Genomic DNA, 20,451 nt, shown 5'->3' with positions numbered 1-20,451 from the left:
CATCATGAGTGACGTATTCCTCTGTCATCCGCGGCGCAGTGCGGTGGGCCGCTTCGGCGGCACCCTGGCAAGCGTGCGCCCCGACGATCTCGCCGCCAGCATCTTCAAGGCGGTGCTGGCCGAGGCACCGGGGCTCGATCCGGCGGCCATCGACGATGTTTTCATGGGCTGCGCCAACCAGGCCGGCGAGGACAACCGCAGCGTGGCGCGAATGTCGGCACTTCTGGCCGGCTTGCCGACCTCCGTGCCCGGCACCACCCTGAACCGCCTGTGCGGCTCCGGCATGGACGCGGTGGGCACCGCCTTCCGCGCCATCAAGGCCGGCGAGATGGAGCTGGCCCTGGCCGGCGGCGTGGAGTCCATGTCCCGTGCGCCCTACGTAATGGGCAAGGCCGACAACGCCTTCTCCCGCGGCCAACAGATCGAGGACACCACCATCGGCTGGCGCTTCATCAACCCGCTGATGAAGAAGGCCTACGGCGTCGATTCCATGCCCGAGACCGCCGAGAACGTAGCCGGGCAGTTCAAGATCGCCCGGGAGGATCAGGACGCCTTCGCCCTGCGCTCCCAGCAGAAGGCCGCCGTCGCGCAAAAGGCCGGGCGCTTCGCCCTCGAGATCACCGCCATCGAGATCCCGCGGCGCAAGCAGGAGCCGCTGATCTTCGACCAGGACGAGCACCTGCGCGAGACGACCCTCGAGAAGCTCGCCGGCCTGCCCACGCCGTTCCGTGAGGGCGGCAGCGTCACCGCCGGCAACGCCTCCGGGGTCAACGACGGCGCCGCCGCCATGCTGGTGGCCAGCGCCGCGGCGGTGGAGCAGCACGGCCTGAAACCCATAGCGAAGATTCTCGGCATGGCCACCGCCGGCGTCGAGCCGCGCATCATGGGCTATGGCCCGGTGCCCGCAGTCAACAAGCTGCTCGAACGCACCGGCGTGTCGCTCGACGAGATCGACGTCATCGAGCTCAATGAAGCCTTCGCCGCTCAGGCGCTGGCCTGTATGCGCGATCTGGGCATCAAAGACGACGACCCGCGGGTCAACCCCAACGGCGGCGCCATCGCCCTGGGCCACCCGCTGGGCATGTCCGGCGCCCGCCTGCTGCTGACTGCGGCTCACGAGCTCAAGAAGAGCGGCAAACGCTACGCCCTGTGCACCATGTGCGTGGGCGTGGGGCAGGGCATCGCCACCCTGATCGAGCGGGCCTAGGCGCCCGCGGCGCCGCCTTTGAGACTGCGCCAGACCCTCCACACTAGCCCCTGGGCATAACGTGAGGTTCCCATGTCAAATCCCTGTATTATCTGCGTTGCCATCACCGGCAGCCTGCCACGCAAAGAGAACAACCCGGCGGTTCCGGTCACCATCGAGGAACAGGTCGAGAGCACCCAGGCGGCCTTCGAGGCCGGAGCGACCATTGCGCACTGCCATGTCCGCAACGACGATCAGACCCCGACCTCGGATCCCGAGAAGTTTGCCCGTCTGCTCGAAGGGCTGCGCAAGCACTGCCCGGGGATGATCATCCAGCTTTCCACCGGCGGCCGCTCAGGTGCCGAGCGTGAGCGCGGGGGCATGCTGCCGCTGAAGCCCGACATGGCGAGCTTGTCGGTGGGGTCCAACAACTTCCCCACACGCGTCTACGAGAATGCTCCCGACCTGGTGGACTGGCTCGCCTCCGAGATGCTGACCCATGACATCAAGCCCGAGATCGAGGCCTTTGACCTGTCGCATATCCATCAGGCGGTAAACCTGATGAAGCAGGACAAGATCAAGGCGCCGCTGTACGTCCAGTTCGTGATGGGCGTAAAGAATGCCATGCCGGCCGACAAGCCGACTTTCGACTTCTACATCGAGACCCTCGAACGGCTTGCGCCGGGTTCCCAATGGTGCGGGGCCGGTGTCGGTGCCAACCAGCTGGTGCTCAATGAGTGGTCGATCGCCGCCGGCGGCCACACGCGCACCGGCCTTGAGGACAACGTCCGCTGGGACAAGGAGAGCCTGGCCCCTTCGAATGCCGCCCTGGTCGAGCGGGTGGCAACGCTCTGCGAGAAGTACGAGCGCCCGGTGGCTACCTGGCAGCAGGCTCGCGAGATCCTGGGGCTCAAGGCGGTCTGACGACTCGCCATCGATTCCTTTTCGGGGGCCTCTGACGGGGATCCAGACCGCCGTCGAGGGGGACAACATTGAATTTTGACGTTAGTCGTCAGGAGAGACTTCCATGGCATTTCTGAACATCAATGGCCGCAGCGTGGCCTATCGCCTGCTCGGCGCCGAGGCCAACCCCCTGGTGATGCTGGCCCATCCCCTGGGCATGAGCCAGGCGGTGTGGGATGACGTCCTGCCGGCGCTGCTGCCGCGCTACCGCGTGCTGACCTGGGACCTGCCCGGTCACGGCGCCAGCCAGGCCTGGGGCGATGGGCCGATCACCCCGGCCGACCTGGCAAGCGAAGCCCTGGCCCTGGCCGACCACGCCAGTGCCGGCTGCTTCCACTTCGCCGGCACCTCTATCGGAGGCGTGGTGGGCCAGCAGTTGATCAGCGAGCACGGCGAACGGCTGCTTTCCGCCACCCTGACCAACACCGGGGCGGTGATCGGCAACGCCGAACTGTGGAATACCCGTGCCGGCCGCGTGCGCCAGGAGGGCCTGGCGGCGATGTCCGAGGAGATAGTACCGCGCTGGTTCGCCCCGGCCTGCTTCGAGGCCGAGCCGGCCCTGAAGACCGGATGGTGCACTCAGATGGGCCGCGGCGACGACGAGTCCTATGCGCGGCTGTGCGAGATGCTGGGGCGCGATACCTTTACCGGCAAGCTGTCCGGGAAGGGCGTGAAGGTGCAGCTGTTCGGTGGCAGCGAGGACATGGCGACCCCGCCGGCCACGCTCGAGGCCCTGGCGGGCGAGCTTGATGGTGGGCCCCTCGAGGTTCTCGAGAACGTCGGCCACGTGCCCTCCGTGGAGGTGCCGGCGCTGTTCGCCGAGAAACTGTTGGCGGTGACGGCGGTGGAGTTAGGCGACGTGGGGGCCCGCGGCGTTGACTACGCCACCGGTCTCGAGACCCGCCAGCAGGTGCTGGGCGAAGAACATGTGGCTCGCTCCACCGAGAATGCCAACAGCCTGGACGCCCCCTTCCAGCAGATGATCACCCGCTTGGCCTGGGGCGAGCTGTGGAGCAACGAGGACCTGACCCGTCGCGAGCGCAGCCTCATCACCACCGGGATCCTGGCCGCACTAGGTCGCGAGGAGCTGACGTTGCACCTCAAGACCGCCAAACGCATCGGGCTCTCAGAGGCCGAGCTGCGCCAGGTGCTGATGCATGTGGCCATCTACGGCGGCGTGCCGGCGGCCAATCATGCCTTCGCCCTAGCCAAGGAACTGGGCTGGGGAAGCGGCGAGGCCTGAACCAGCCGGTTTTTTTGAGGCGCTGTCCCCGCGCCGCTATGGCAAGCTACGAAGCCGGCCTCTTGGCCGGCTTCGTCTTGTTTGTTCCGGCGAATGGGCGGCGGTTCGCCCCGCGCCACCAGGAGACCCGAATGCTCAATGCCCGTATCAAGCTGCGTCATCTCCAGGCTTTTCTCGAGGTGGCACGCCAGCGCAGCTTCGCCCGTGCCGCCGATCGCCTGGCGATCACTCAGCCCGGTATCTCCAAGACTATCAAGGAACTGGAGGAGATCCTGGGCACCGCGCTCTTCGAGCGGACCTCTCGAGGAGTAGCGCTGACCCAGGCCGGCTTGACCCTGCTGCGCCACGCCGGCCCGGCTATCCGGGCCCTGGAGGAGGGCGTCAGCGCCTTGGGCGAGGCGCATGCCGGAGTGCGCTGGTTGCGGGTGGGAGCACTCTCCACGGTCGAGAGCCGCCTGCTGCCCGAGGCCATCCAGCGTTGGCAACAGGCCGAGTCCGGCGAAGCCGGTGTCAACGTAGTGGCGGGGCCGAGCGCCTTCCTGCTCTCCCGGCTGCGCCGGGGGGAGCTGGACCTCGTGGTGGGGCGTATGACCGAGGCCCGCGAGATCCGCGACCTGACTTACGAGCACCTCTACTACGAGCGCCTGGTGCTGGTGGTGCGGGCTGGCCATCCCTTGGCGCGGGTCGAGCCCCTCGAGCCCCATCGACTGCGGGAATATGCCTGGGTACTGCCTCCTCCCCAGACCACTCTGCGCCAGCGGGTCGACAGCTTCTTCGTGCGCCATTCCCTTCGCCTGCCGGGGCGTCAGCTGGAGACCCTGTCGCTGCCGTTGAGTCATCGCTACACCACGCAGAGCGATGCCGTCTGGGTGGCGCCCGAGGAAGCGGTGCGCGATGCCCTGCTGGACGGCCGGCTAGCCGAGCTGGCCCTGCCGCTGGAGCAGCATGGGGGGTCGGTGGGGCTTTGCACCAACAGCAGCCTGGAACCGTCGCTGGCTCTGGAGGGGTTCTGCGAGACGCTGAGGGAGGTGGCGGCGGCGTGGTAGATGCTAGGTAAGACATAACCCAGAGGTTATGAAAGGCGGTGCGAACGTCAATTGGCAGGCCTGCGACAGGGCGACACACTGGTGTGGCTTCATAACCCCTGGAGACGATCGATATGCAGGACGACAGCAAGCGCTACGTGGAGCGCGACCGCAACTGGCATCCGCCGGCCTATGCGCCCGGCTACAAGACCTCCGTGGCTCGTTCGCCTCAACAGGCGCTGGTCAGCATGCAAAAGCCCACGGTCTCGGAGCTTTCCGGTCCCGACTTCCGACATCTGCGTATGGGGCCCCACGACAACGACCTGCTGCTCAACTTTCGCCAGGATCAGAGCCAGGGCCTTCCTCAGGGCGAGCGCATCATCATGTTCGGCCGCGTGGTCGACCAGTTCGGCAAGCCGGTGCCCCATACCCTGGTGGAGATGTGGCAGGCCAACGCCGGCGGCCGCTATCGCCACAAGAACGACAACTACCTGGCCCCCCTGGACCCCAACTTCGGTGGCGTCGGCCGCTGCCTGACCGACGATCAGGGGTGGTACCGTTTCCGTACCATCAAGCCGGGCCCCTACCCCTGGCCCAACGATCCCAATAGCTGGCGCCCATCCCACATCCACGTGTCGGTGATGGGGCCGTCGATCTCCACGCGCCTGATCACCCAGATGTATTTCGAGGGTGACCCGCTGATCCCGCTGTGTCCCATCGTCCACACCCTCAAGGATCCCGAGGCCGTCGAGACCATGATCGGTCGCCTCGACATGGCCCGCAGCAAGCCCATGGACTGCCTGGCCTATCGCTTCGACCTGGTGGTACGCGGCGAGCTGCAGACCTACTTCGAAAATCAGTAACAGGGGTGACGAGATGAACCAGCCGAATTCCCGACCCACCAGCGAACTGATGTTGCGTGAGACCGCCTCCCAGACCGCCGGCCCCTACGTGCATATCGGCCTGGCCCTGGCCGCCGCCGGCAACCCGACCCGGGACGAGGAGATCTGGAACGAGATGGCTCGCCCCGAGGCCGAGGGTGAGCATATCGAGGTGGTCGGCACCGTGATCGATGGCAACGGCGACCTGGTCCGCGATGCCTTCATCGAAGCCTGGCAGGCTGATGCCAGCGGCGAGTATCAGCGCGAGTACGACCTCAGCAAGCCGTTCAACAGCTTCGGGCGCACCGCTACCACCTTCGACCACGGCAGTGAGTGGGCCCTCGAGACCGTCAAGCCGGGCCCAGTGGCCCACGCCAGCGGTCACGCTCAGGCGCCGCATATCAATCTGTCGATCTTCGCCCGCGGCATCAACATCCACCTGCAGACCCGTCTCTACTTCGAGGATGAAGCCGAGGCCAACGCCGCGTGTCCGGTGCTTTCGCGCATCGAATCGCCGACCCGCCGCCAGACGCTGATCGCCCGGCGCGAGGAGGTCGACGGCAAGGTGCGCTATCGCCTCGACATTCGCCTGCAGGGCGAGGGCGAGACGGTGTTCTTCGACTTCTGATCGATGGAAACCCGAAGCGCGAGGCCCCGCCATCCGATGAGGATGGCGGGGCCTTCTGCGTTATGGGGAGGACCGCTCGCCGTGACACGCCCGGCCTACCGCATGCCGTGCTTCTTGAGCCGGTAGGCATAGGCGGCGCGGGTCATGCCCAGCCGGCGTGCGGCGGCGGTGATGTTGCCGTCGCTGTCGCTCTGGGCGGCCTCGAGCATGGTGCGCTCGACCTCCTCCAGGGTCATGCCTGCCTCGATCAGCGCGCGGACCCGCTCCCGCGGTGATGACTCCACGGGCGTGTTGCCCGGCGAGTCTTTGAGCATGCCCGAGGCATCGAGCCCCTGGCCCTTCTCGCGCTCCAGGGTGGGGACCCGATAGTCACCGAACAGCGCCTTCTCGGTGATGCGCTTGTGGTCGGCGGTGAGGATGACGCCGCGCTCTACACTGTTCTTGAGTTCGCGGATGTTGCCCGGCCAGCGGTACTGGCTCAAGGCCGAGCGGGCCTGGTCGGAGAAGCCCAGGGTGCGACGCTGGTAGTGGTGCTCGAAGCGTGACAGGAAGTGTTCCGCCAGGGCGGCAATGTCCTCGTGTCGCTCGCGAAGGGGTGGCACGGTCAGGGTGAAGGCGTTCAGGCGGTAGAAGAGGTCCCGGCGGAAGCTGCCCTCCTCGACGCGCCGCAGCAGGTCGGTATGGGTGGCCGCCACGATGCGCACGTCCACGTCCTGCACCGCCTGGCCGCCGACTCGCTCGATCTGATGCTCCTCGAGCGCCCGCAGCAGGGCGGCCTGGGCACGCGGCGAGAGCTCCGCGAGTTCGTCCAGGAACAGCGTGCCGTCATCGGCCCGCTCGAAGCGCCCCATCCGCGACTGCACCGCCCCCGTGTAGGCGCCTTTCTCGACCCCGAACAGTTCCGACTCGATCAGTTCCGGCGGAATGGCCGCACAGTTGACCGCGATGAAGGGGCCCTCGGCGCGGTGGCTCTGGTCGTGCAGGCGCCGTGCCAGGATCTCCTTGCCGGTACCGGTCTCGCCCAGCAGCAGCACGGGGACCTCGGAGGGCGCCGCGCTCTCGAGCATGGCGAGCATCTCCTGGAAGGCCGGCGTCGAACCGATGGGCGCCCAGTCCTCCTGGCCGCGGGTGCGGGCCAGGTCACCCTCCAGGGTGGCGATGCGCGCCTGCAGCTCGTAGAGCTCATCGATCAGCGGCTCCTCGCGAAAGTGCTCGGCGAAGGCCTCATGGTCGGGCCACTCCTCGGCCAGCTTGCCGACGATGCGGCACTCGGCCTCCCCGCAGCCGCGACAGCTGACCTCGCGGAACTGCACCTCGCGGCCCAGCAGGTGGCTGGCATAGGCGCAGGCGTACCCCAGCAGGGTCCAGCAGACGGGCTCGGCCTGGGGGCCTCGCGGGCGCCAGACATCGACCTCGAAGGAGCCCTTCCAGATGAACTCGCTATAGAACCAGTCGTTCTCCAGGTCCATCTCCAGGTGCACCGGCACCGCCTGGACATGGCCCTGCAGGGCATGCAGCTGGGGGCCTGCCAGGTAGCTCTCCTCCAGTGCCTCGTCGTCTCCCCTGAGTGACCGGCCGAGCTCCGCATCCATCAGTCCGGAATGGTAGCCCAGTCGCATGAAGAGCCCGCGGGCACGCTCCATGCCCAGGGTGGTCACCAGCTCGTTGCGGAAGAAGGACGAGGCCGCCAGCGGCATCAGCAGCATGCGTTGCTCGCCAAGCCAGATCTGGCCCTCCTCCGGCAGGAAGCGCAGGGCATCCATGAGGTCGCGGGCACTGGGGTAGTCGGGGGGTGAGGCGGACATGACGTCTTCCAGCTGTCGCGGATCAAGGGCAGAGGATATCACCCCGTCCGGAGGAGAGGGGCAAGGACTCCCGTCAGGGTGACGGCGGCGCTTCACCATTTGCGCAGGGGGTCACCAAATGGTTGAGCCATAATATCGAACAGGTGTCCGCAATCCGGACAATACGGTGCCGAGAACTCGCCTAGTGCCTTGATGACAAGGTTTTTTCCGATAACGGCATGGTTCTTGACAGTCAAATGACGTGGAGCACGATGCTAACTTCTTGATTTATACCAAAGTCTAAGGCGTTGGTGTCGGTGTGCTCCAAGGCGACATGCCCTTGACGAACAGACGGGTGACACTGACATGAAGAACACAACAAGGGTGCCCTTGCGGCATCTCCCCTCGCTCAGGCTCAAGCCCCTCGCCCTGCTGGGTGCCCTGTTGCTCCCGGCGGCAGCCTCGGCAGCCCCCGACAGCGCGCCGGACGTTCGCGACCCGGCCGAGGTCTACCGCCAGGTCTGTGCCCACTGCCACGCCCCGGACAAGGCCGTCGGCCCCGAGATCACCATCGCCTTCCCCGAGGCGGCCTGGGAGGCCCGCGCCAACTACATCCGCATGACCGTGCGCAACGGCCGGGCCGCCATGCCGGCCTTCCGTGCGGCCAAGATCAGCGACCCCGAGCTGGAGGCCCTGATCCAGGCCCTGGTCAGCGGAGAGCTGGACGACGCGCCCGCCCAGGGCGGCGAGGAGTGAGGCCATGAACCTGACACGTCGACAACTGCTGAAGAACGGCCTGCTGCTGGGCTCCGCGGTGCCCCTCTCCCTGGGGGCCGCCTGGGCCGCGGAGCGCGGCCTCGCCGATGCACCGGTGCATGGCCCGATCCGCCTCTACGGGGCCGACCGCTCGACCACCGAGCTGGGGCTGGTGCTGCGCCAGCAGGGCTGGGCACCGCGCTACGAGGGCCGTCTCGACCCGCTGGCGCTCAACGCCCTGCCTGCCGGCACCCTGGCGACCGGCTTCACCGATGAGGCGGGCCTGGTGCTGCTGACCAGCCTGCTGGCCGGGCGCGGTCGTGTACTGGCACTGGGTCGCCACGAGGCGGGACGCCACCAGCTGCTGAGCCATCGCGGCCCGCTGGCGGCGCCGCTGGCGGTGGAGGCGGGTAGCTGGCAGGCCGCGCTGGGGCGCGAATATGCCCGACTGGCGGTGGCGGACGGCAACGGTCGCCACTCCCGGGAGGCCAGGCGTCCGGCCGGCGAGGCCACCAGCGCCACCGAGCTGAGCTTCCTGGTTCGGCTCTGAGGCCCTGAACACAACAAGTGAGAGACGACTCCATGAGCACCACACAGCGCATTCTTCCCAAGGGCGTGTCCGAGACAGACTTCGATGCGGCCCTCGCCCGTTTCCGCGAGATCCTCGGCGCCGACAGCGTTCTGACCGAGAGCGACCAGCTCGCGCCCTATACCAAGATCATGATGGCCGGCGACGACGCGGACTACATCCCGTCCGCGGCTCTGTTGCCCACCACCACCGAGCAGGTGCAGGGGATCGTGCGGACCTGCAACCAGTACAAGGTGCCGATCTGGACCATCTCCACCGGCAAGAACCTGGGCTACGGTTCCGCCGCCCCCGGCGAGACCGGCCAGGTGATGCTCGATATGCACCGCATGAATCAAATCCTCGACGTCGATCCGGATGTCTGTACGGCGCTGCTCGAGCCCGGGGTGACCTATCAGCAGCTCTACGACTACATCAAGGAGAACGACCTCAAGTTGTGGCTGGATCCGCCAGCGCCCTCGGCGATCGCCGGGCCGGTGGGCAACACCCTGGACCGCGGCGTGGGCTATACCCCCTACGGCGAGCACTTCATGTTCCAGTGCGGCATGGAGGTGGTACTGGCCAACGGCGAGGTGGTGCGTACCGGCATGGGGGGCATCGAGAACTCCAGTTCCTGGCAGGTCTTCAAGTGGGGCTATGGCCCCTATATCGATGGCCTCTTCACCCAGTCCAACTTCGGCATCGTCACCAAGATGGGCCTGTGGCTGATGCCAGAGCCGCCCGCCTATCGTCCCTTCCTGATCCAGTACCAGGATCCGGAAGATATCGAGGAGATCGTCGACGTGCTGCGCCCGCTGCGCATCGCCCAGATCATCCCCAACGCCGTGGTCATCGTGCATACACTGTGGGACGCCGGCACCCATGTGGTGCGCAAGGAGTACTACGACGGCAGCGACTCCATCCCGCGGGAGGCCATCGAGCGCATCAAGGCCGATGAAGGCATCGGCGAGTGGAACGTCTACGCGGCCCTCTACGGCACCCCGGAGCAGATCGAGGTCAACTGGAAGATCGTCGAGCAGGCCTTCGGGGCCAGCGGCAAGGCCAAGATCATGTATGGCGAGGAGGCCGAGCAGCGCGGCGGCGGCTTCGAGTATCGCTCGGCGCTGATGAAGGGCGACATGAACCTGCAGGAGTTTGGCCTCTACAACTGGCGTGGGGGCGGCGGCTCCATGTGGTTCGCGCCTGTCTCCCAGGCCAAGGGTAGCGAGACCAGGGATCAGACCGAACTGGCCCAGCGGATCCTCGGCAAGTACGGCTTCGACTATGTCGCCGAGTACATCGTCGGCTGGCGCGACATGCACCACGTCATCGACCTGCTCTACAACCGCCAGGACCCGGAGGAGACCCAGCGTGCTCACGACTGCTTCGCCGAGCTGATCGACGAGTTCGCCAAGCGCGGCTATGGGCTCTACCGCACCAATACCGAGTTCATGGAGCAGGTCGCCGGCACTTTCGGCGAGCCGCTGCGCGAGGTGCACAAGACCCTGAAGAATGCCCTGGACCCCAACGGCATCCTGTCGCCCGGCAAGTCCGGCATTCGCCAGTGACCCTCGGCCCGCGATATCCCAGAGGAGAGTGACTCATGAGTACTGCATACCGCGATTTCCATCTCCAGCCCATCGCCGGCGAGTGGCGTGAGGGCGGCAGCGAACGCCGTGCCGAGGTGATCAACCCCTTTGATGGCAGTGCACTGCTCGATATCCGTCTGGCGGATCGCAGCGATCTGGATGCCGCCTTCCTGGCGGCCGAGCAAGCCCAGACCGATTGGGCAGTGACCCCGCCCGCCGAGCGTAGCGCCCTGCTGCAGCGCGCGGTGGCGATCTTCGACGACCGCAAGGAGGAGATCATCGACTGGCTGATCCGTGAGTCGGGCAGCACCCGCCTCAAGGCCAACGTCGAGTGGGGCGCGGCCCGCGGCATCACTCAGGAGGCCGCCAGCATGCCGGGCCGAGTGCACGGCATGACCCTGCCCTCCAACGTGCCGGGCAAGGAGAACCGCGTCTATCGCAAGCCGCTGGGCGTGGTGGGGGTGATCAGCCCCTGGAACTTCCCGCTGCACCTCTCCCAGCGCTCCGTCGCTCCGGCGCTGGCGCTGGGCAACGCCGTGGTGATCAAGCCGGCCAGCGACACCCCGGTCACCGGCGGCCTGCTGCTGGCCAGGATCTTCGAGGAGGCCGGCCTGCCCAGGGGGCTGCTCAGCGTGGTAGTGGGCGCCGGCAGCGAGATCGGCGACGCCTTCGTCGAGCATCGCGTGCCCCGCATGGTCTCCTTCACCGGCTCCACGCCGGTGGGGCGTCGCATCGGCGCCATCTGCAGCGGCGGCGAGCATATCAAGAAGGTGGCGCTGGAGCTGGGTGGCAACAGCCCCTTCGTGGTGCTGGACGACGCCGATATCGAGCAGGCCGTCAATGCCGCGGCGATGGGCAAGTTCCTGCATCAGGGCCAGATCTGCATGGCGGTGAATCGCATCATCGTCGATGCCTCGCGCTACGACGAGTTCGCCGAGCGCTTCGTGGCGAAGGTCAAGGGGCTTGCGGTCGGCGACCCGGACGACATGGCCACCGTGGTCGGGCCGGTCATCAACGCCAAGCAGCGCGAGGGGCTCGAGGCGAAGATCGCCACCGCCAAGCAGGAGGGCGCGAGCGTGCTGGTGGAGGGTGAGATCGACGGCCAGCTGGTGCCGCCCCATGTGTTCGGCGACGTCACCCCGGAGATGGAGATCAGCCGCGAGGAGATCTTCGGGCCGCTGGTGGGTATCCAGAAGGCCCGCGACGAGGCCCATGCCCTGACGCTCGCCAATGCCAGCGAGTATGGCCTATCCAGTGCGGTGTTCACCGCCGACCTGGCCCGCGGGGCACGCTTCGCCCAAGGCATCAAGGCGGGCATGACCCATGTGAACGACATGCCGGTCAACGACGAGGCCCATGTGCCCTTCGGCGGCGAGAAGAACTCGGGGCTGGGTCGCTTCAACGGCGACTGGGCGATCGAGGAGTTCACCACCGACCAGTGGATCAGCGTGCAGCATACCCCCCGCGGCTACCCCTTCTAAGCACGACCGACGGCCCTGTCATCCCTCTCCGGGGGTGGCAGGGCGAGCCAACAAGAGAGACAACACGCGATGAAGTATCCGACAACTGCCTGGCTGGCTGCCCTTGGCACCAGCCTCCTTGCCACGCCTGCGCTTGCCGTGAATGGCCACTATGTACCGGGCATCGAGGGGTTGAGCGCGGCGGCCGCCCCCCCGGAAGGCCTCTACTACCGCGCCTACCTGATGCACTACGACATCGACAGCTTCCGTGATGCGAACGGTGATGCCGCGCCGGGCAACAACAGCGGCTCGGTCAACGCCCTGGCCCACCGCTTCATTTGGATGACCGGCCAGCAGTTCCTGGGCGCCGACTACGGGATGGAAGCGATCATCCCGATGCTCGATACCAAGCTCGACCTCGATGTCGCCGGCGGCCAGCGCTTCGACGACGACGGCATCGGCGATGTGTTCGTCGGCCCGGTGATCCTGGGCTGGCACGGCGAACAGTGGGATGCCACCTTCGCCGCCGGTCACTGGTTCGACACCGGCGACTTCGATGCGACCAACCCGGCCTCGGTGGGCAAGGGCTACGGCACCACCATGCTGACCCTGGGGGGCATGTGGCACCTCGATGCCGAGCAGCGCTGGAACGTCTCGGCCCTGTCACGCTACGAGATCAAGACCGAACAGGACGATACCGGCGTGACGCCGGGGGACAGCTGGCTTCTGGAGTGGGGCATCGGCCATCGCCTGGAGAACGGCCTGGAGCTCGGCCTGGTGGGCTACGACGCCTGGCAGCTCGAGGCCGATGAGGGCGCGGCGACCGGCGCCAAGGCCGAGCGCCACGCCATCGGCGTCGAGGCGGGCTACCTCTGGCCGGCAGTCGGCGTTCAGCTCAAGGGCGCCGCCTATCACGAGTACGATGCCGAAGCGGGTGGCCTCAAGGGCCTCGAGAGCGAGGGCGACGCCTTCCGCCTGCAGTTGACCAAGTTCCTGTGATCGCTCGCGATCATCGGAGCCTCAATGCCCCGCTCGGCCGCCGGCCGGGCGGGGCCTTCGATGAAGGAGACTAACCATGCAGATTCACGCGGCCGTGACCCGTGAGCAGGGAAGTGACTTCGCGTGGCAGGAGATCGAACTGGCGGAGCCTGCCCATGGCGAGGTCAGGGTGCGCATCGTCGCCACCGGCGTCTGCCATACCGATGCCGTGGCCCGGGACCTCGGCATCGCACCGTTCCCCATCGTGCTGGGCCACGAGGGGGCCGGGGTGGTGGAGGCCCTCGGCGAGGGGGGCAGCGGTCTCGAGGTGGGCGACCACGTGGTGCTGTCGTTTGCCCACTGCGGCGGCTGCGGCCACTGCCTGACCGGCCATCCCACCGTCTGCGACAGCTTCAACGAGCTCAACTTCGGCGGCGCCATGGATGACGGCGGCCACCGCCTGACACGTGACGGCGAGTCGCTGGCGACCTTCTTCGGCCAGTCGTCATTTGCCAGCCACGCCGTGGTCAACGCCCGCAACGCAGTGAAGGTCGACCCCGAGGTGGACCTGGCGCTGCTCGGTCCGCTGGGTTGTGGCATCCAGACCGGTGCGGGGACCGTGCTCAACCGCCTCAAGCCGGACTTCGGCTCCTCCATCGTGGTCTATGGATGTGGCGCGGTGGGGCTATCCGCCATCATGGCGGCGCGGATCGCCGGCTGCCGGCACATCATCGCGGTGGACGTGCATAACAGCCGTCTCGACCTGGCGCGTGAGCTGGGCGCCACCCATGCGGTCAACGGCCAGCAGGAGGACACCGTCGAGCGGGTGCGCGAAATCACCGACGGCGGCAGCCATTACGCGGTAGAAACCACCGGGGTGCCGGCGGTGGTGCGCCAGTCGCTGCAGGCGCTGCGTCCGCTGGGTGTCTCAGCGATCGTCGGCGTCACCCCGGAGGTGACCCTGGGCGTGCACCACGACCTGATGGCCGAGGGCAAGTCGATGCTCGGGGTGATCGAGGGCGATTCCGTGCCGCGGGTCTTCATCCCGCAGCTGGTGGCTTACTTCAAGGAAGGGCGGTTCCCCTTCGACCGGCTGGTCAAGTTCTACACCGCCGACCAGATCAACCAGGCCTTCGAGGACTCCAAGAACGGCACCACCGTCAAGCCGGTGCTGAAGATCGTGGATCAGCTTCCAAGTGAGGTCGATCGCGACACCCGCGCAGGCTGAATTTTGTCAGCCAGCCGCACGTCCTGACCCGACGCTTTGGCGATTTCACCGCACCCCCGGTAGCCCTGCTGCCGGGGGTGCGGTGGTTTAGGGCTCAAGGCGCCGTAGCGGGTTGGCGCCGGCGGAAATCCCGGGGCGAGGTGCCGGTCAGGCGCTTGAAGAAGCGTGTGAAGTAGGCCGGTTCGGAAAAGCCCAGGCTGTCCGCCACCTCGCCGATGGTCATGTTGGTGTAGGTGAGCTGGCGCTTGGCCTCGAGCAGCAGACGCTCATGCAGCAGCTGCAGGGCGCTGCGGTCGGCCAGCTGCCGGCACAGCAGATTGAGGTGGGCGCTGCTCATGCCCAGCTGTTCGGCGAAGCGCGCGACGCTGGGCTGTTGGCGAAACTGCGCCTCGATCAGCGCCTGGTAGTGGCACAGATGCTCCAGGGCGCGGCTGCGGCCGGGGGACGAAGGATGAGCGGCCGGCCGCCAGTCATGGTCGGCCAGACGCGCCACCGTTACCGTCAGCGCCTCGATCAGGGCGGTCAGCAGTCGTTCGCGCCCCGGGGCCGGGTGGCGGTATTCGTCGTCGATCTGAGCCACCAGGATGGCGACGCGAGCCGCCTCGCGGGCGTCGTCCAGGCCGAGGGCCTCGGCCCGTCCAAGCACGCCGGCCTGGTCGGTCAGGTCACGGGCCAGCCGTTCGGTCAGCGGGCGCGCCAAGGTGATGATATGGCCCTGGGTGTCCGGCGAAAAATGAAAGCCGTGGATGCTCATGGCCGGCACCACGATGACCAGGGGAGCGTCATGGGCGTGCAGGCTCCCCTCCAGCTCGAGGCTGACGCGACCCGAGGAGAGGTGGAGCAGGTGCAACAGGTCGGCATGGCGATGGGGGTGGATCTTCCAGTCGTGCAGCCGGCTGCGTTCCGGAATCGACTCGCAGTGCAGCAGATCCGGGGTCGGCCAGGCGTGGGTTTCACCGTAGAGCTTGAAGACCGGAACATCGGCGACCGAAACGGTCATGACATCTCCTGGGAGAAAGCTTCGACCAAAGTCGTGGTCGTATATTGAGAATGTCCAAGTTCAGCTGCCAATTGTGCCTTATCTGGGGGAGAGATTCAGTGAAAAATACAATCCATATAGCGAACACTTGTTCACCGATGAAGACAGCAAGGGAGCGAACCCATGAAAACTCAAGTCGCCATCATCGGCGCCGGTCCCTCGGGCCTGCTGCTTGGCCAGCTGCTCACCCGTCAGGGCATTGATAACGTCATCCTCGAGCGCAAGTCCGGTGAGTACGTGCTCAGCCGTATCCGGGCCGGCGTGCTGGAGCAGGGGATGGTCGATCTGCTTCGCGAGGCGGGCGTCGACAAGCGCATGGACGAGGAGGGCGAGGTGCATGATGGTGTCGAGCTGGCACTCGACAACCGTCGGGTGCGTGTGGATCTCGCGGGGCTGACCGGCGGCAAGACGGTAATGGTCTATGGCCAGACCGAGGTGACCCGTGACCTGATGGAGGCGCGCGAGGGCATCGGCGCCCAGACCATCTATGAGGCGGATAACGTCCGGCCCCATGATCTCGAAAGCGACAGCCCCTATGTGACCTTCGAGAAGGACGGCGAGACCCATCGCCTGGACTGCGACTACGTGGCCGGCTGCGACGGTTTTCACGGCATCTCGCGCAAGTCGATCCCCGAGGGGCGTATCAAGGAGTTCGAGAAGGTCTATCCCTTCGGCTGGTTGGGCCTGCTCGCCGACACTCCGCCGGTCGCCGAGGAACTGATCTATGCCCGCCACGAGCGAGGCTTCGCCCTGTGCAGCATGCGTTCCTCGACCCGTAGTCGTTACTACATCCAGGTGGGCCTGGACGAGAAGGTCGAGGACTGGTCCGATGAGCGCTTCTGGGAGGAGCTCAAGCGGCGCATTCCCGATGACGTGGCCGCAAAGCTGGTCACCGGGCCGTCGCTGGAGAAGAGCATCGCGCCGCTGCGCAGCTTCGTGGTCGAGCCGATGCAGTACGGCCGCCTCTTCCTGGTCGGCGATGCCGCCCATATCGTGCCGCCCACCGGTGCCAAGGGGCTCAACCTGGCGGCCAGTGACGTTAATACCCTCTATCGGCTGATGGTCAAGGTCTACCAGGAAGGGCGCACCGACCTGATCCCCAGCTACTCCGCGACTTGCCTCAAGCGGATCTGGAAGGCCGAGCGCTTCTCCTGGTGGATGACCTCCATGCTGCACAAGTTCTCCGAGGAGGAGGACTTCGCCACCCGCATGCAGCAGGCCGAGCTCGACTATGTGACAGGCTCCGAGGCGGGGCTGACCACCATAGCCGAGAACTACGTGGGCCTGCCCTACGAGTCCCTCGAATAGCGCAACCGCTTGTCTGGTCATGTGAAGACCCGAGCCCCATGGCTCGGGTCTTCCTGTTTGGAGCGTTGTGTCCTGGGCTTCCTGCCCGCGCCTCGCTCATGAGGGCACCCGCCAGTGGAACATCCCCGAGGTCTTGCCGAGGATCGTCGCGGCGATATGCGTCTCGCTGGGCTTCTCCGCCAGGCCGACACAGACATGCAGCGGCAGCAGATGCTCCTCGCGTGGATGGCAGAATCGGGCATGGGGCGCGCGCTCCCAGTGGATCAGGCGCTCGGCACGCTCGGCCTCCTCGATGCGCGCGTCGCAACAGGTCTCCTCCAGCCACGCCTCGAAGGCCTGATTGCGGGCCTGGATCTCCGGGGTGCTGGGCGCAAAGAACGCCGACATGTTGTGGAAGGAGAAGCCGGAGCCGATCACCAGCAGGTCATCGACGTCCAGCGCCTGCAGCGCTCGGCCGATGGCCAGGTGCGTGGCGGCATCGAGGCTGTCGACCAGGGACAGCTGCACGCAGGGAATGTCGGCCTCGGGATACATCAGCTTGAGCGGGACGAACAGCCCGTGGTCGAAGCCCCGCCGGTCATCGAGCCGCGCCGAGATGCCGGCCTGCTCCAGCGTCTGGTGGATCCGCCGCGCCAGCGCCGGCTCCCCGGGGCAGGGATAGGTGATCTCGTAGGCCTCCGGGGGAAAGCCGTGGTAGTCATAGATCAGCGGCGGGTTGGCGCCCGAGGTGATGGTCGGGACTGACGCCTCCCAGTGGGCGCTGATGACCAGGATGGCGGAGGGCCTGGGGAGCCGGCCCGCGATCTCGTTGAGTCGCTCCACCATGTCACGGTGGCCAGGGTCCCCCAGCAGCGGCATCGGCCCCCCACCATGGGAGATGAAGAGAACATCAGTCGTGCGGGTCATGGCGGTCGCTCCTATATCCACGTCAGATCTCGCCGGGTCCGACCGGCACGATGCCGGTGGGGTTCAGCGCCTTGATGGAGTAATACCCCGCCTGGATATGGTCAAGGTGCACGGTCTCGGCGATACCGTCCAGGGCCAGGATCCGGTGCATGTAGGCTTGAAGGTTCGGCATGGCGCGCAGGGTGTTGCGGTTGCACTTGAAGAGCCCGTGGTAGGCGGCATCGAAGCGCACCAGGGTCACGAACAGGCGCAGGTCGGTTTCCGTCAGGCGTTCGCCGAACAGGTAGGGCCGTCCATCGGCCAACCGGGCTTCCATCTCATCCAGGGCGGTAAACACCTTGCCGTAGGCCTCCTCGTAGGCCTGCTGGCTGGAGGCGAAGCCGGCCTGATACACGCCGTTGTTCAGGTCCGCGTACAGATAGGCGTTCAGGGCATCGATCTCGACGGCGAGGTCGGCCGGGTAGAGGTCCGGTCCCTGCTCCTTGATGCCGGCGAAGGCGCCGTTGAGCATCCGCACGATATCCGCGGACTCGTTGCTGACGATGGTCCCGGTCCGCTTGTCCCACAGCACCGGCACCGTGGCGCGGCCGGAGACCTGCGGATCGGCACGGGTGTACAGCTCATGCAGGTAGCGCGCGCCGTTGAGCGTGTCCTCGTCGGCCCCGGGGTAACCGCCAAACTGCCAGCCCTGATCGGTCAGCCGGGGATTGACGACCGTGACGTCGATAACGTCCTTCAGTCCCTTCAGCGCGCGCACCATCAGCGCCCGTGAGGCCCAGGGACAGATATAGGCGACGTAGAGGTGGTAGCGCCCGGATTCTGCCTTGAAGCCCCCCTCGCCGGTGGGGCCCGGCGCTCCGTCGGGGGTGATCCAGTGGCGAAATGGCGAGGTCTGGCGAATGAAGCGCCCCTGCTCGTCCTTCGCCTGCACCGGCTGCCAGTTCTCCTGCCAGACACCGTTGACCAGCATGATCGCATTCTCCTATGGAAGGGGCGCGCCCGGGAGGGGCGCGCCGGTCGGTCGTGGTCGGCATTACTGGCCTGAGGTCGCGCCCCGGCTGTGGGCGGCCTTCTCCAGTGGGTCGAGCAGCAGGGTATCCAGTGCGAAGCGCCCACCGCCCTGGATCGCCAGGGCCGTCGTGGCGGCGAACAGGGTCAGGGCATACTCGTAGCCGTTGTTGGCCATGAACAGGCCGTTGTCGATATGCACCGCGAAGATGGCCACCAGCATCGTGACGGCCGATACCAGCGCCGCCGGACGGGTCAGCAGGCCCAGCACCAGCGCCAGTCCGCCGAAGAACTCGGCGCCGCCGGCCAGCAGCGCCATCAGGGTGCCCGGGGCGAGCCCGATACTCGCCAGCCACTGCGCGGTGCCTTCCAGGCCGTAGCCACCGAACCAGCCAAACAGCTTCTGTGCGCCGTGGGCGGCCAGGATCAGCCCGACCGGGACGCGCAGGACCAGGGCGGCCATGCCGCCGCGGGAGTGGAGCAGGGTCTTCACGAATGGGTTATTCATGATCGTTACCTCGACGTTTTCTTGGGGGGGAGGGTGGCCCGAGGGCGCTCCCCCCGGGTGATGACGCCACTCTACTATCACCGAAAAGAAAGACTAAGACGGCAAGTGTTGCCTTATAATCAATGGTATGTTGATAATTTGGCTTGCCAAGTCGCCAGGAGTCCCCGATGGACCGTATCGATGCCATGCGCGCCTTCATCAGCGTGGTGAGTGAGGGCAGTTTCACCCGTGCCGCCGAGCGCCTGGAGATGTCGCCGCAGCTGGTCAGCAAGTACGTGGCCCAGCTCGAGGAGCACCTGGGGGTGCGTCTGCTCAATCGCACCACTCGCAGGATCCACCTGACCGAAGCGGGCGCGCGCTATCTTCCGCGGGCCCAGCAGCTTCTGGCCGATCTCGACGACATGGAGCAGCAGCTCGGCGACCTGCAGACCCAGGCCCGGGGCCTGCTGCGGATCAGCGCGCCGGTCTCCTTCGCGACCCGCCACCTGGCGCCGCTGCTCGGCGACTTCCAGCGCGCCCATCCCGGCGTCGACATCGACCTGCAGCTGAATGACCGCAAGGTCGACATCGTCGAGGAGGGCTTCGATATCGCGCTGCGCATCGGCCACCTGAAGAGCTCCTCGCTGATCGCCAAGCGGATCGCGCCGGTGCGCCTGGTGATGTGCGCGTCGCCCGCCTACCTGGCTCAACACGGCACCCCCGGGCACCCGGAGGAGCTCAAGGCGCATCGCTACCTGCGCTACAGCTACGCCGAGCAGGAGGCCGGCGACTCGCTCTTTCGCTGGTTGCCGGGCCGTGATCCGGCGCGGGGCGGTGACCTGGTCAGCAACAACGGCGACGTGCTGGTCGAGTCGGCCATCGCCGGCGCCGGCATCGCCCTGCAGCCCACCTTCATCGCGGGGCCCGCCATCCAGGCCGGCAGGCTGCGGGTCGTGCTGCCGGACCACGAGCCCAGGCCGATGTCGCTCTACGCCGTCTACGCTCACCGCCAGCTTCTGGCGAGCAAGGTGCGCTGTTTCGTCGACTTCATGGAGGGCTATTTCGGCGATCCACCCTTCTGGGACCGGTTCGACTGACGCGGCAGAGCGCTTCCCTACAACGAAACACCCCGGGCCCCGCCAGCGGCGGGACCCGGGGTGGGGCGTTCAGCCTCGCGTCGGGTTATTCGCGTCCTTCACTCACGGTACTCGTCGATGCTCGGGCAGGAGCAGATCAGCTGCCGGTCGCCGAAGACGTTGTCGACGCGATTGACCGCCGGCCAGTACTTGCCCGCCCGGGTCGCCTCGGAGGGGAAGGCGCCGAGTTCACGGGAGTAGGGGCGCTCCCATTGTGCGTCCATCAGGTCGGCCATGGTGTGCGGGGCGTTGACCAGCGGGTTGTTCTCCGCCGGCCAGTC

Annotated in this window: 20 protein-coding genes; 14 read left to right on the top strand and 6 right to left on the bottom strand. The window is 66.8% G+C overall.

What is annotated here, in order from left to right:
* Window positions 1-4: 4 nt before the first annotated feature.
* From pcaF to pcaG, 6 genes are all read left to right on the top strand, one after another.
* Window positions 5-1,207 (top strand): 3-oxoadipyl-CoA thiolase, encoded by a 1,203-nt coding sequence (gene pcaF / locus ACGTNG_RS12005; RefSeq protein ID WP_394577287.1) that lies wholly within the window; start codon window positions 5-7, stop codon window positions 1,205-1,207.
* A 72-nt stretch (window positions 1,208-1,279) separates the two neighbouring features.
* On the top strand, window positions 1,280-2,110 hold the full coding sequence (locus ACGTNG_RS12000) for a 3-oxoadipate:acetyl-CoA acetyltransferase (protein WP_394577286.1): 831 nt from the start codon (window positions 1,280-1,282) through the stop codon (window positions 2,108-2,110).
* A 103-nt stretch (window positions 2,111-2,213) separates the two neighbouring features.
* Window positions 2,214-3,392, top strand: a complete 1,179-nt coding sequence (locus ACGTNG_RS11995) for an alpha/beta fold hydrolase (protein ID WP_394577285.1) — start codon at window positions 2,214-2,216, stop codon at window positions 3,390-3,392.
* 131 nt (window positions 3,393-3,523) lie between these two features.
* Window positions 3,524-4,438 (top strand): pca operon transcription factor PcaQ, encoded by a 915-nt coding sequence (pcaQ, locus tag ACGTNG_RS11990; protein WP_394577284.1) that lies wholly within the window; start codon window positions 3,524-3,526, stop codon window positions 4,436-4,438.
* Window positions 4,439-4,551: 113 nt separating this feature from the next.
* The gene (gene pcaH / locus ACGTNG_RS11985) at window positions 4,552-5,280 is read left to right on the top strand and encodes a protocatechuate 3,4-dioxygenase subunit beta (RefSeq protein ID WP_394577283.1); all 729 of its coding nucleotides are present in this window, start codon (window positions 4,552-4,554) and stop codon (window positions 5,278-5,280) included.
* Between the two features lie 13 nt (window positions 5,281-5,293).
* Complete coding sequence (gene pcaG, locus ACGTNG_RS11980; protein ID WP_394577282.1) at window positions 5,294-5,926, top strand: protocatechuate 3,4-dioxygenase subunit alpha; 633 nt, start codon at window positions 5,294-5,296, stop codon at window positions 5,924-5,926.
* Between the two features lie 95 nt (window positions 5,927-6,021).
* Here pcaG and ACGTNG_RS11975 read toward each other — a convergent pair whose 3' ends face one another.
* On the bottom strand, window positions 6,022-7,731 hold the full coding sequence (locus ACGTNG_RS11975) for a sigma 54-interacting transcriptional regulator (RefSeq protein WP_394577281.1): 1,710 nt from the start codon (window positions 7,729-7,731) through the stop codon (window positions 6,022-6,024).
* A 345-nt stretch (window positions 7,732-8,076) separates the two neighbouring features.
* On the opposite strand from ACGTNG_RS11975, the gene ACGTNG_RS11970 reads away from it, so the two are divergent.
* From ACGTNG_RS11970 to ACGTNG_RS11945, 6 genes are all read left to right on the top strand, one after another.
* Window positions 8,077-8,466 carry a c-type cytochrome gene (locus tag ACGTNG_RS11970; protein WP_394577280.1) on the top strand — a complete coding sequence of 130 codons (390 nt, stop codon included), beginning with the start codon at window positions 8,077-8,079 and terminating at the stop codon, window positions 8,464-8,466.
* A gap of 4 nt (window positions 8,467-8,470) precedes the next feature.
* Window positions 8,471-9,016 carry a hypothetical protein gene (locus tag ACGTNG_RS11965; RefSeq protein WP_394577279.1) on the top strand — a complete coding sequence of 182 codons (546 nt, stop codon included), beginning with the start codon at window positions 8,471-8,473 and terminating at the stop codon, window positions 9,014-9,016.
* Between the two features lie 32 nt (window positions 9,017-9,048).
* A complete protein-coding gene (locus ACGTNG_RS11960; RefSeq protein ID WP_394577278.1) occupies window positions 9,049-10,599 on the top strand; it encodes an FAD-binding oxidoreductase in 1,551 nt (516 codons plus the stop codon).
* Window positions 10,600-10,634: 35 nt separating this feature from the next.
* On the top strand, window positions 10,635-12,101 hold the full coding sequence (locus ACGTNG_RS11955; protein WP_394577277.1) for an aldehyde dehydrogenase family protein: 1,467 nt from the start codon (window positions 10,635-10,637) through the stop codon (window positions 12,099-12,101).
* 69 nt (window positions 12,102-12,170) lie between these two features.
* Entirely contained in the window at window positions 12,171-13,079 is a 909-nt protein-coding gene (locus ACGTNG_RS11950; protein WP_394577276.1) for a SphA family protein, read from the top strand.
* 76 nt (window positions 13,080-13,155) lie between these two features.
* Window positions 13,156-14,286, top strand: coding sequence for an NAD(P)-dependent alcohol dehydrogenase (locus tag ACGTNG_RS11945; protein WP_394577275.1), 1,131 nt, complete (start codon window positions 13,156-13,158; stop codon window positions 14,284-14,286).
* 94 nt (window positions 14,287-14,380) lie between these two features.
* Here the strand turns inward: ACGTNG_RS11945 and ACGTNG_RS11940 are convergent, their stop codons facing one another.
* Window positions 14,381-15,286: a helix-turn-helix domain-containing protein gene (locus ACGTNG_RS11940; protein WP_394577274.1), complete on the bottom strand. Its 906-nt coding sequence runs from the start codon at window positions 15,284-15,286 to the stop codon at window positions 14,381-14,383.
* A 162-nt stretch (window positions 15,287-15,448) separates the two neighbouring features.
* Here ACGTNG_RS11940 and pobA point away from each other — a divergent pair, with 162 nt between their 5' ends.
* A complete protein-coding gene (gene pobA / locus ACGTNG_RS11935) occupies window positions 15,449-16,633 on the top strand; it encodes a 4-hydroxybenzoate 3-monooxygenase (protein ID WP_394577273.1) in 1,185 nt (394 codons plus the stop codon).
* A gap of 96 nt (window positions 16,634-16,729) precedes the next feature.
* Here pobA and ACGTNG_RS11930 read toward each other — a convergent pair whose 3' ends face one another.
* From ACGTNG_RS11930 to ACGTNG_RS11920, 3 genes are all read right to left on the bottom strand, one after another.
* A complete protein-coding gene (locus ACGTNG_RS11930) occupies window positions 16,730-17,539 on the bottom strand; it encodes a DODA-type extradiol aromatic ring-opening family dioxygenase (RefSeq protein WP_394577272.1) in 810 nt (269 codons plus the stop codon).
* Window positions 17,540-17,561: 22 nt separating this feature from the next.
* Entirely contained in the window at window positions 17,562-18,509 is a 948-nt protein-coding gene (locus ACGTNG_RS11925) for a glutathione S-transferase family protein (RefSeq protein ID WP_394577271.1), read from the bottom strand.
* 63 nt (window positions 18,510-18,572) lie between these two features.
* On the bottom strand, window positions 18,573-19,055 hold the full coding sequence (locus tag ACGTNG_RS11920; protein WP_394577270.1) for a DoxX family protein: 483 nt from the start codon (window positions 19,053-19,055) through the stop codon (window positions 18,573-18,575).
* A gap of 167 nt (window positions 19,056-19,222) precedes the next feature.
* Here ACGTNG_RS11920 and ACGTNG_RS11915 point away from each other — a divergent pair, with 167 nt between their 5' ends.
* Entirely contained in the window at window positions 19,223-20,131 is a 909-nt protein-coding gene (locus tag ACGTNG_RS11915; RefSeq protein ID WP_394577269.1) for a LysR family transcriptional regulator, read from the top strand.
* 98 nt (window positions 20,132-20,229) lie between these two features.
* Here the strand turns inward: ACGTNG_RS11915 and ACGTNG_RS11910 are convergent.
* Window positions 20,230-20,451 (bottom strand): hypothetical protein (locus ACGTNG_RS11910; RefSeq protein ID WP_394577268.1); only part of this gene is annotated, 222 nt, incomplete at its 5' end.

It is taken from the genome of Halomonas sp. B23F22_3, from assembly GCF_043496965.1.
Classification (GTDB): Bacteria; Pseudomonadota; Gammaproteobacteria; order Pseudomonadales; family Halomonadaceae; genus Halomonas.
The sequence above is the reverse complement of the archived record's forward strand: the minus strand, read 5'-3'. Positions and strand labels throughout refer to the sequence as shown.

Bases quoted from the DNA above. Each gene is read 5' to 3' on its own strand.
- pcaF (WP_394577287.1), top strand. From the start codon at position 5: ATGAGTGACGTATTCCTCTGTCATCCGCGGCGCAGTGCGGTGGGCCGC.
- ACGTNG_RS12000 (WP_394577286.1), top strand. From the start codon at position 1,280: ATGTCAAATCCCTGTATTATCTGCGTTGCCATCACCGGCAGCCTGCCA.
- ACGTNG_RS11995 (WP_394577285.1), top strand. From the start codon at position 2,214: ATGGCATTTCTGAACATCAATGGCCGCAGCGTGGCCTATCGCCTGCTC.
- pcaQ (WP_394577284.1), top strand. From the start codon at position 3,524: ATGCTCAATGCCCGTATCAAGCTGCGTCATCTCCAGGCTTTTCTCGAG.
- pcaH (WP_394577283.1), top strand. From the start codon at position 4,552: ATGCAGGACGACAGCAAGCGCTACGTGGAGCGCGACCGCAACTGGCAT.
- pcaG (WP_394577282.1), top strand. From the start codon at position 5,294: ATGAACCAGCCGAATTCCCGACCCACCAGCGAACTGATGTTGCGTGAG.
- ACGTNG_RS11975 (WP_394577281.1), bottom strand. From the start codon at position 7,731: ATGTCCGCCTCACCCCCCGACTACCCCAGTGCCCGCGACCTCATGGAT.
- ACGTNG_RS11970 (WP_394577280.1), top strand. From the start codon at position 8,077: ATGAAGAACACAACAAGGGTGCCCTTGCGGCATCTCCCCTCGCTCAGG.
- ACGTNG_RS11965 (WP_394577279.1), top strand. From the start codon at position 8,471: ATGAACCTGACACGTCGACAACTGCTGAAGAACGGCCTGCTGCTGGGC.
- ACGTNG_RS11960 (WP_394577278.1), top strand. From the start codon at position 9,049: ATGAGCACCACACAGCGCATTCTTCCCAAGGGCGTGTCCGAGACAGAC.
- ACGTNG_RS11955 (WP_394577277.1), top strand. From the start codon at position 10,635: ATGAGTACTGCATACCGCGATTTCCATCTCCAGCCCATCGCCGGCGAG.
- ACGTNG_RS11950 (WP_394577276.1), top strand. From the start codon at position 12,171: ATGAAGTATCCGACAACTGCCTGGCTGGCTGCCCTTGGCACCAGCCTC.
- ACGTNG_RS11945 (WP_394577275.1), top strand. From the start codon at position 13,156: ATGCAGATTCACGCGGCCGTGACCCGTGAGCAGGGAAGTGACTTCGCG.
- ACGTNG_RS11940 (WP_394577274.1), bottom strand. From the start codon at position 15,286: ATGACCGTTTCGGTCGCCGATGTTCCGGTCTTCAAGCTCTACGGTGAA.
- pobA (WP_394577273.1), top strand. From the start codon at position 15,449: ATGAAAACTCAAGTCGCCATCATCGGCGCCGGTCCCTCGGGCCTGCTG.
- ACGTNG_RS11930 (WP_394577272.1), bottom strand. From the start codon at position 17,539: ATGACCCGCACGACTGATGTTCTCTTCATCTCCCATGGTGGGGGGCCG.
- ACGTNG_RS11925 (WP_394577271.1), bottom strand. From the start codon at position 18,509: ATGCTGGTCAACGGTGTCTGGCAGGAGAACTGGCAGCCGGTGCAGGCG.
- ACGTNG_RS11920 (WP_394577270.1), bottom strand. From the start codon at position 19,055: ATGAATAACCCATTCGTGAAGACCCTGCTCCACTCCCGCGGCGGCATG.
- ACGTNG_RS11915 (WP_394577269.1), top strand. From the start codon at position 19,223: ATGGACCGTATCGATGCCATGCGCGCCTTCATCAGCGTGGTGAGTGAG.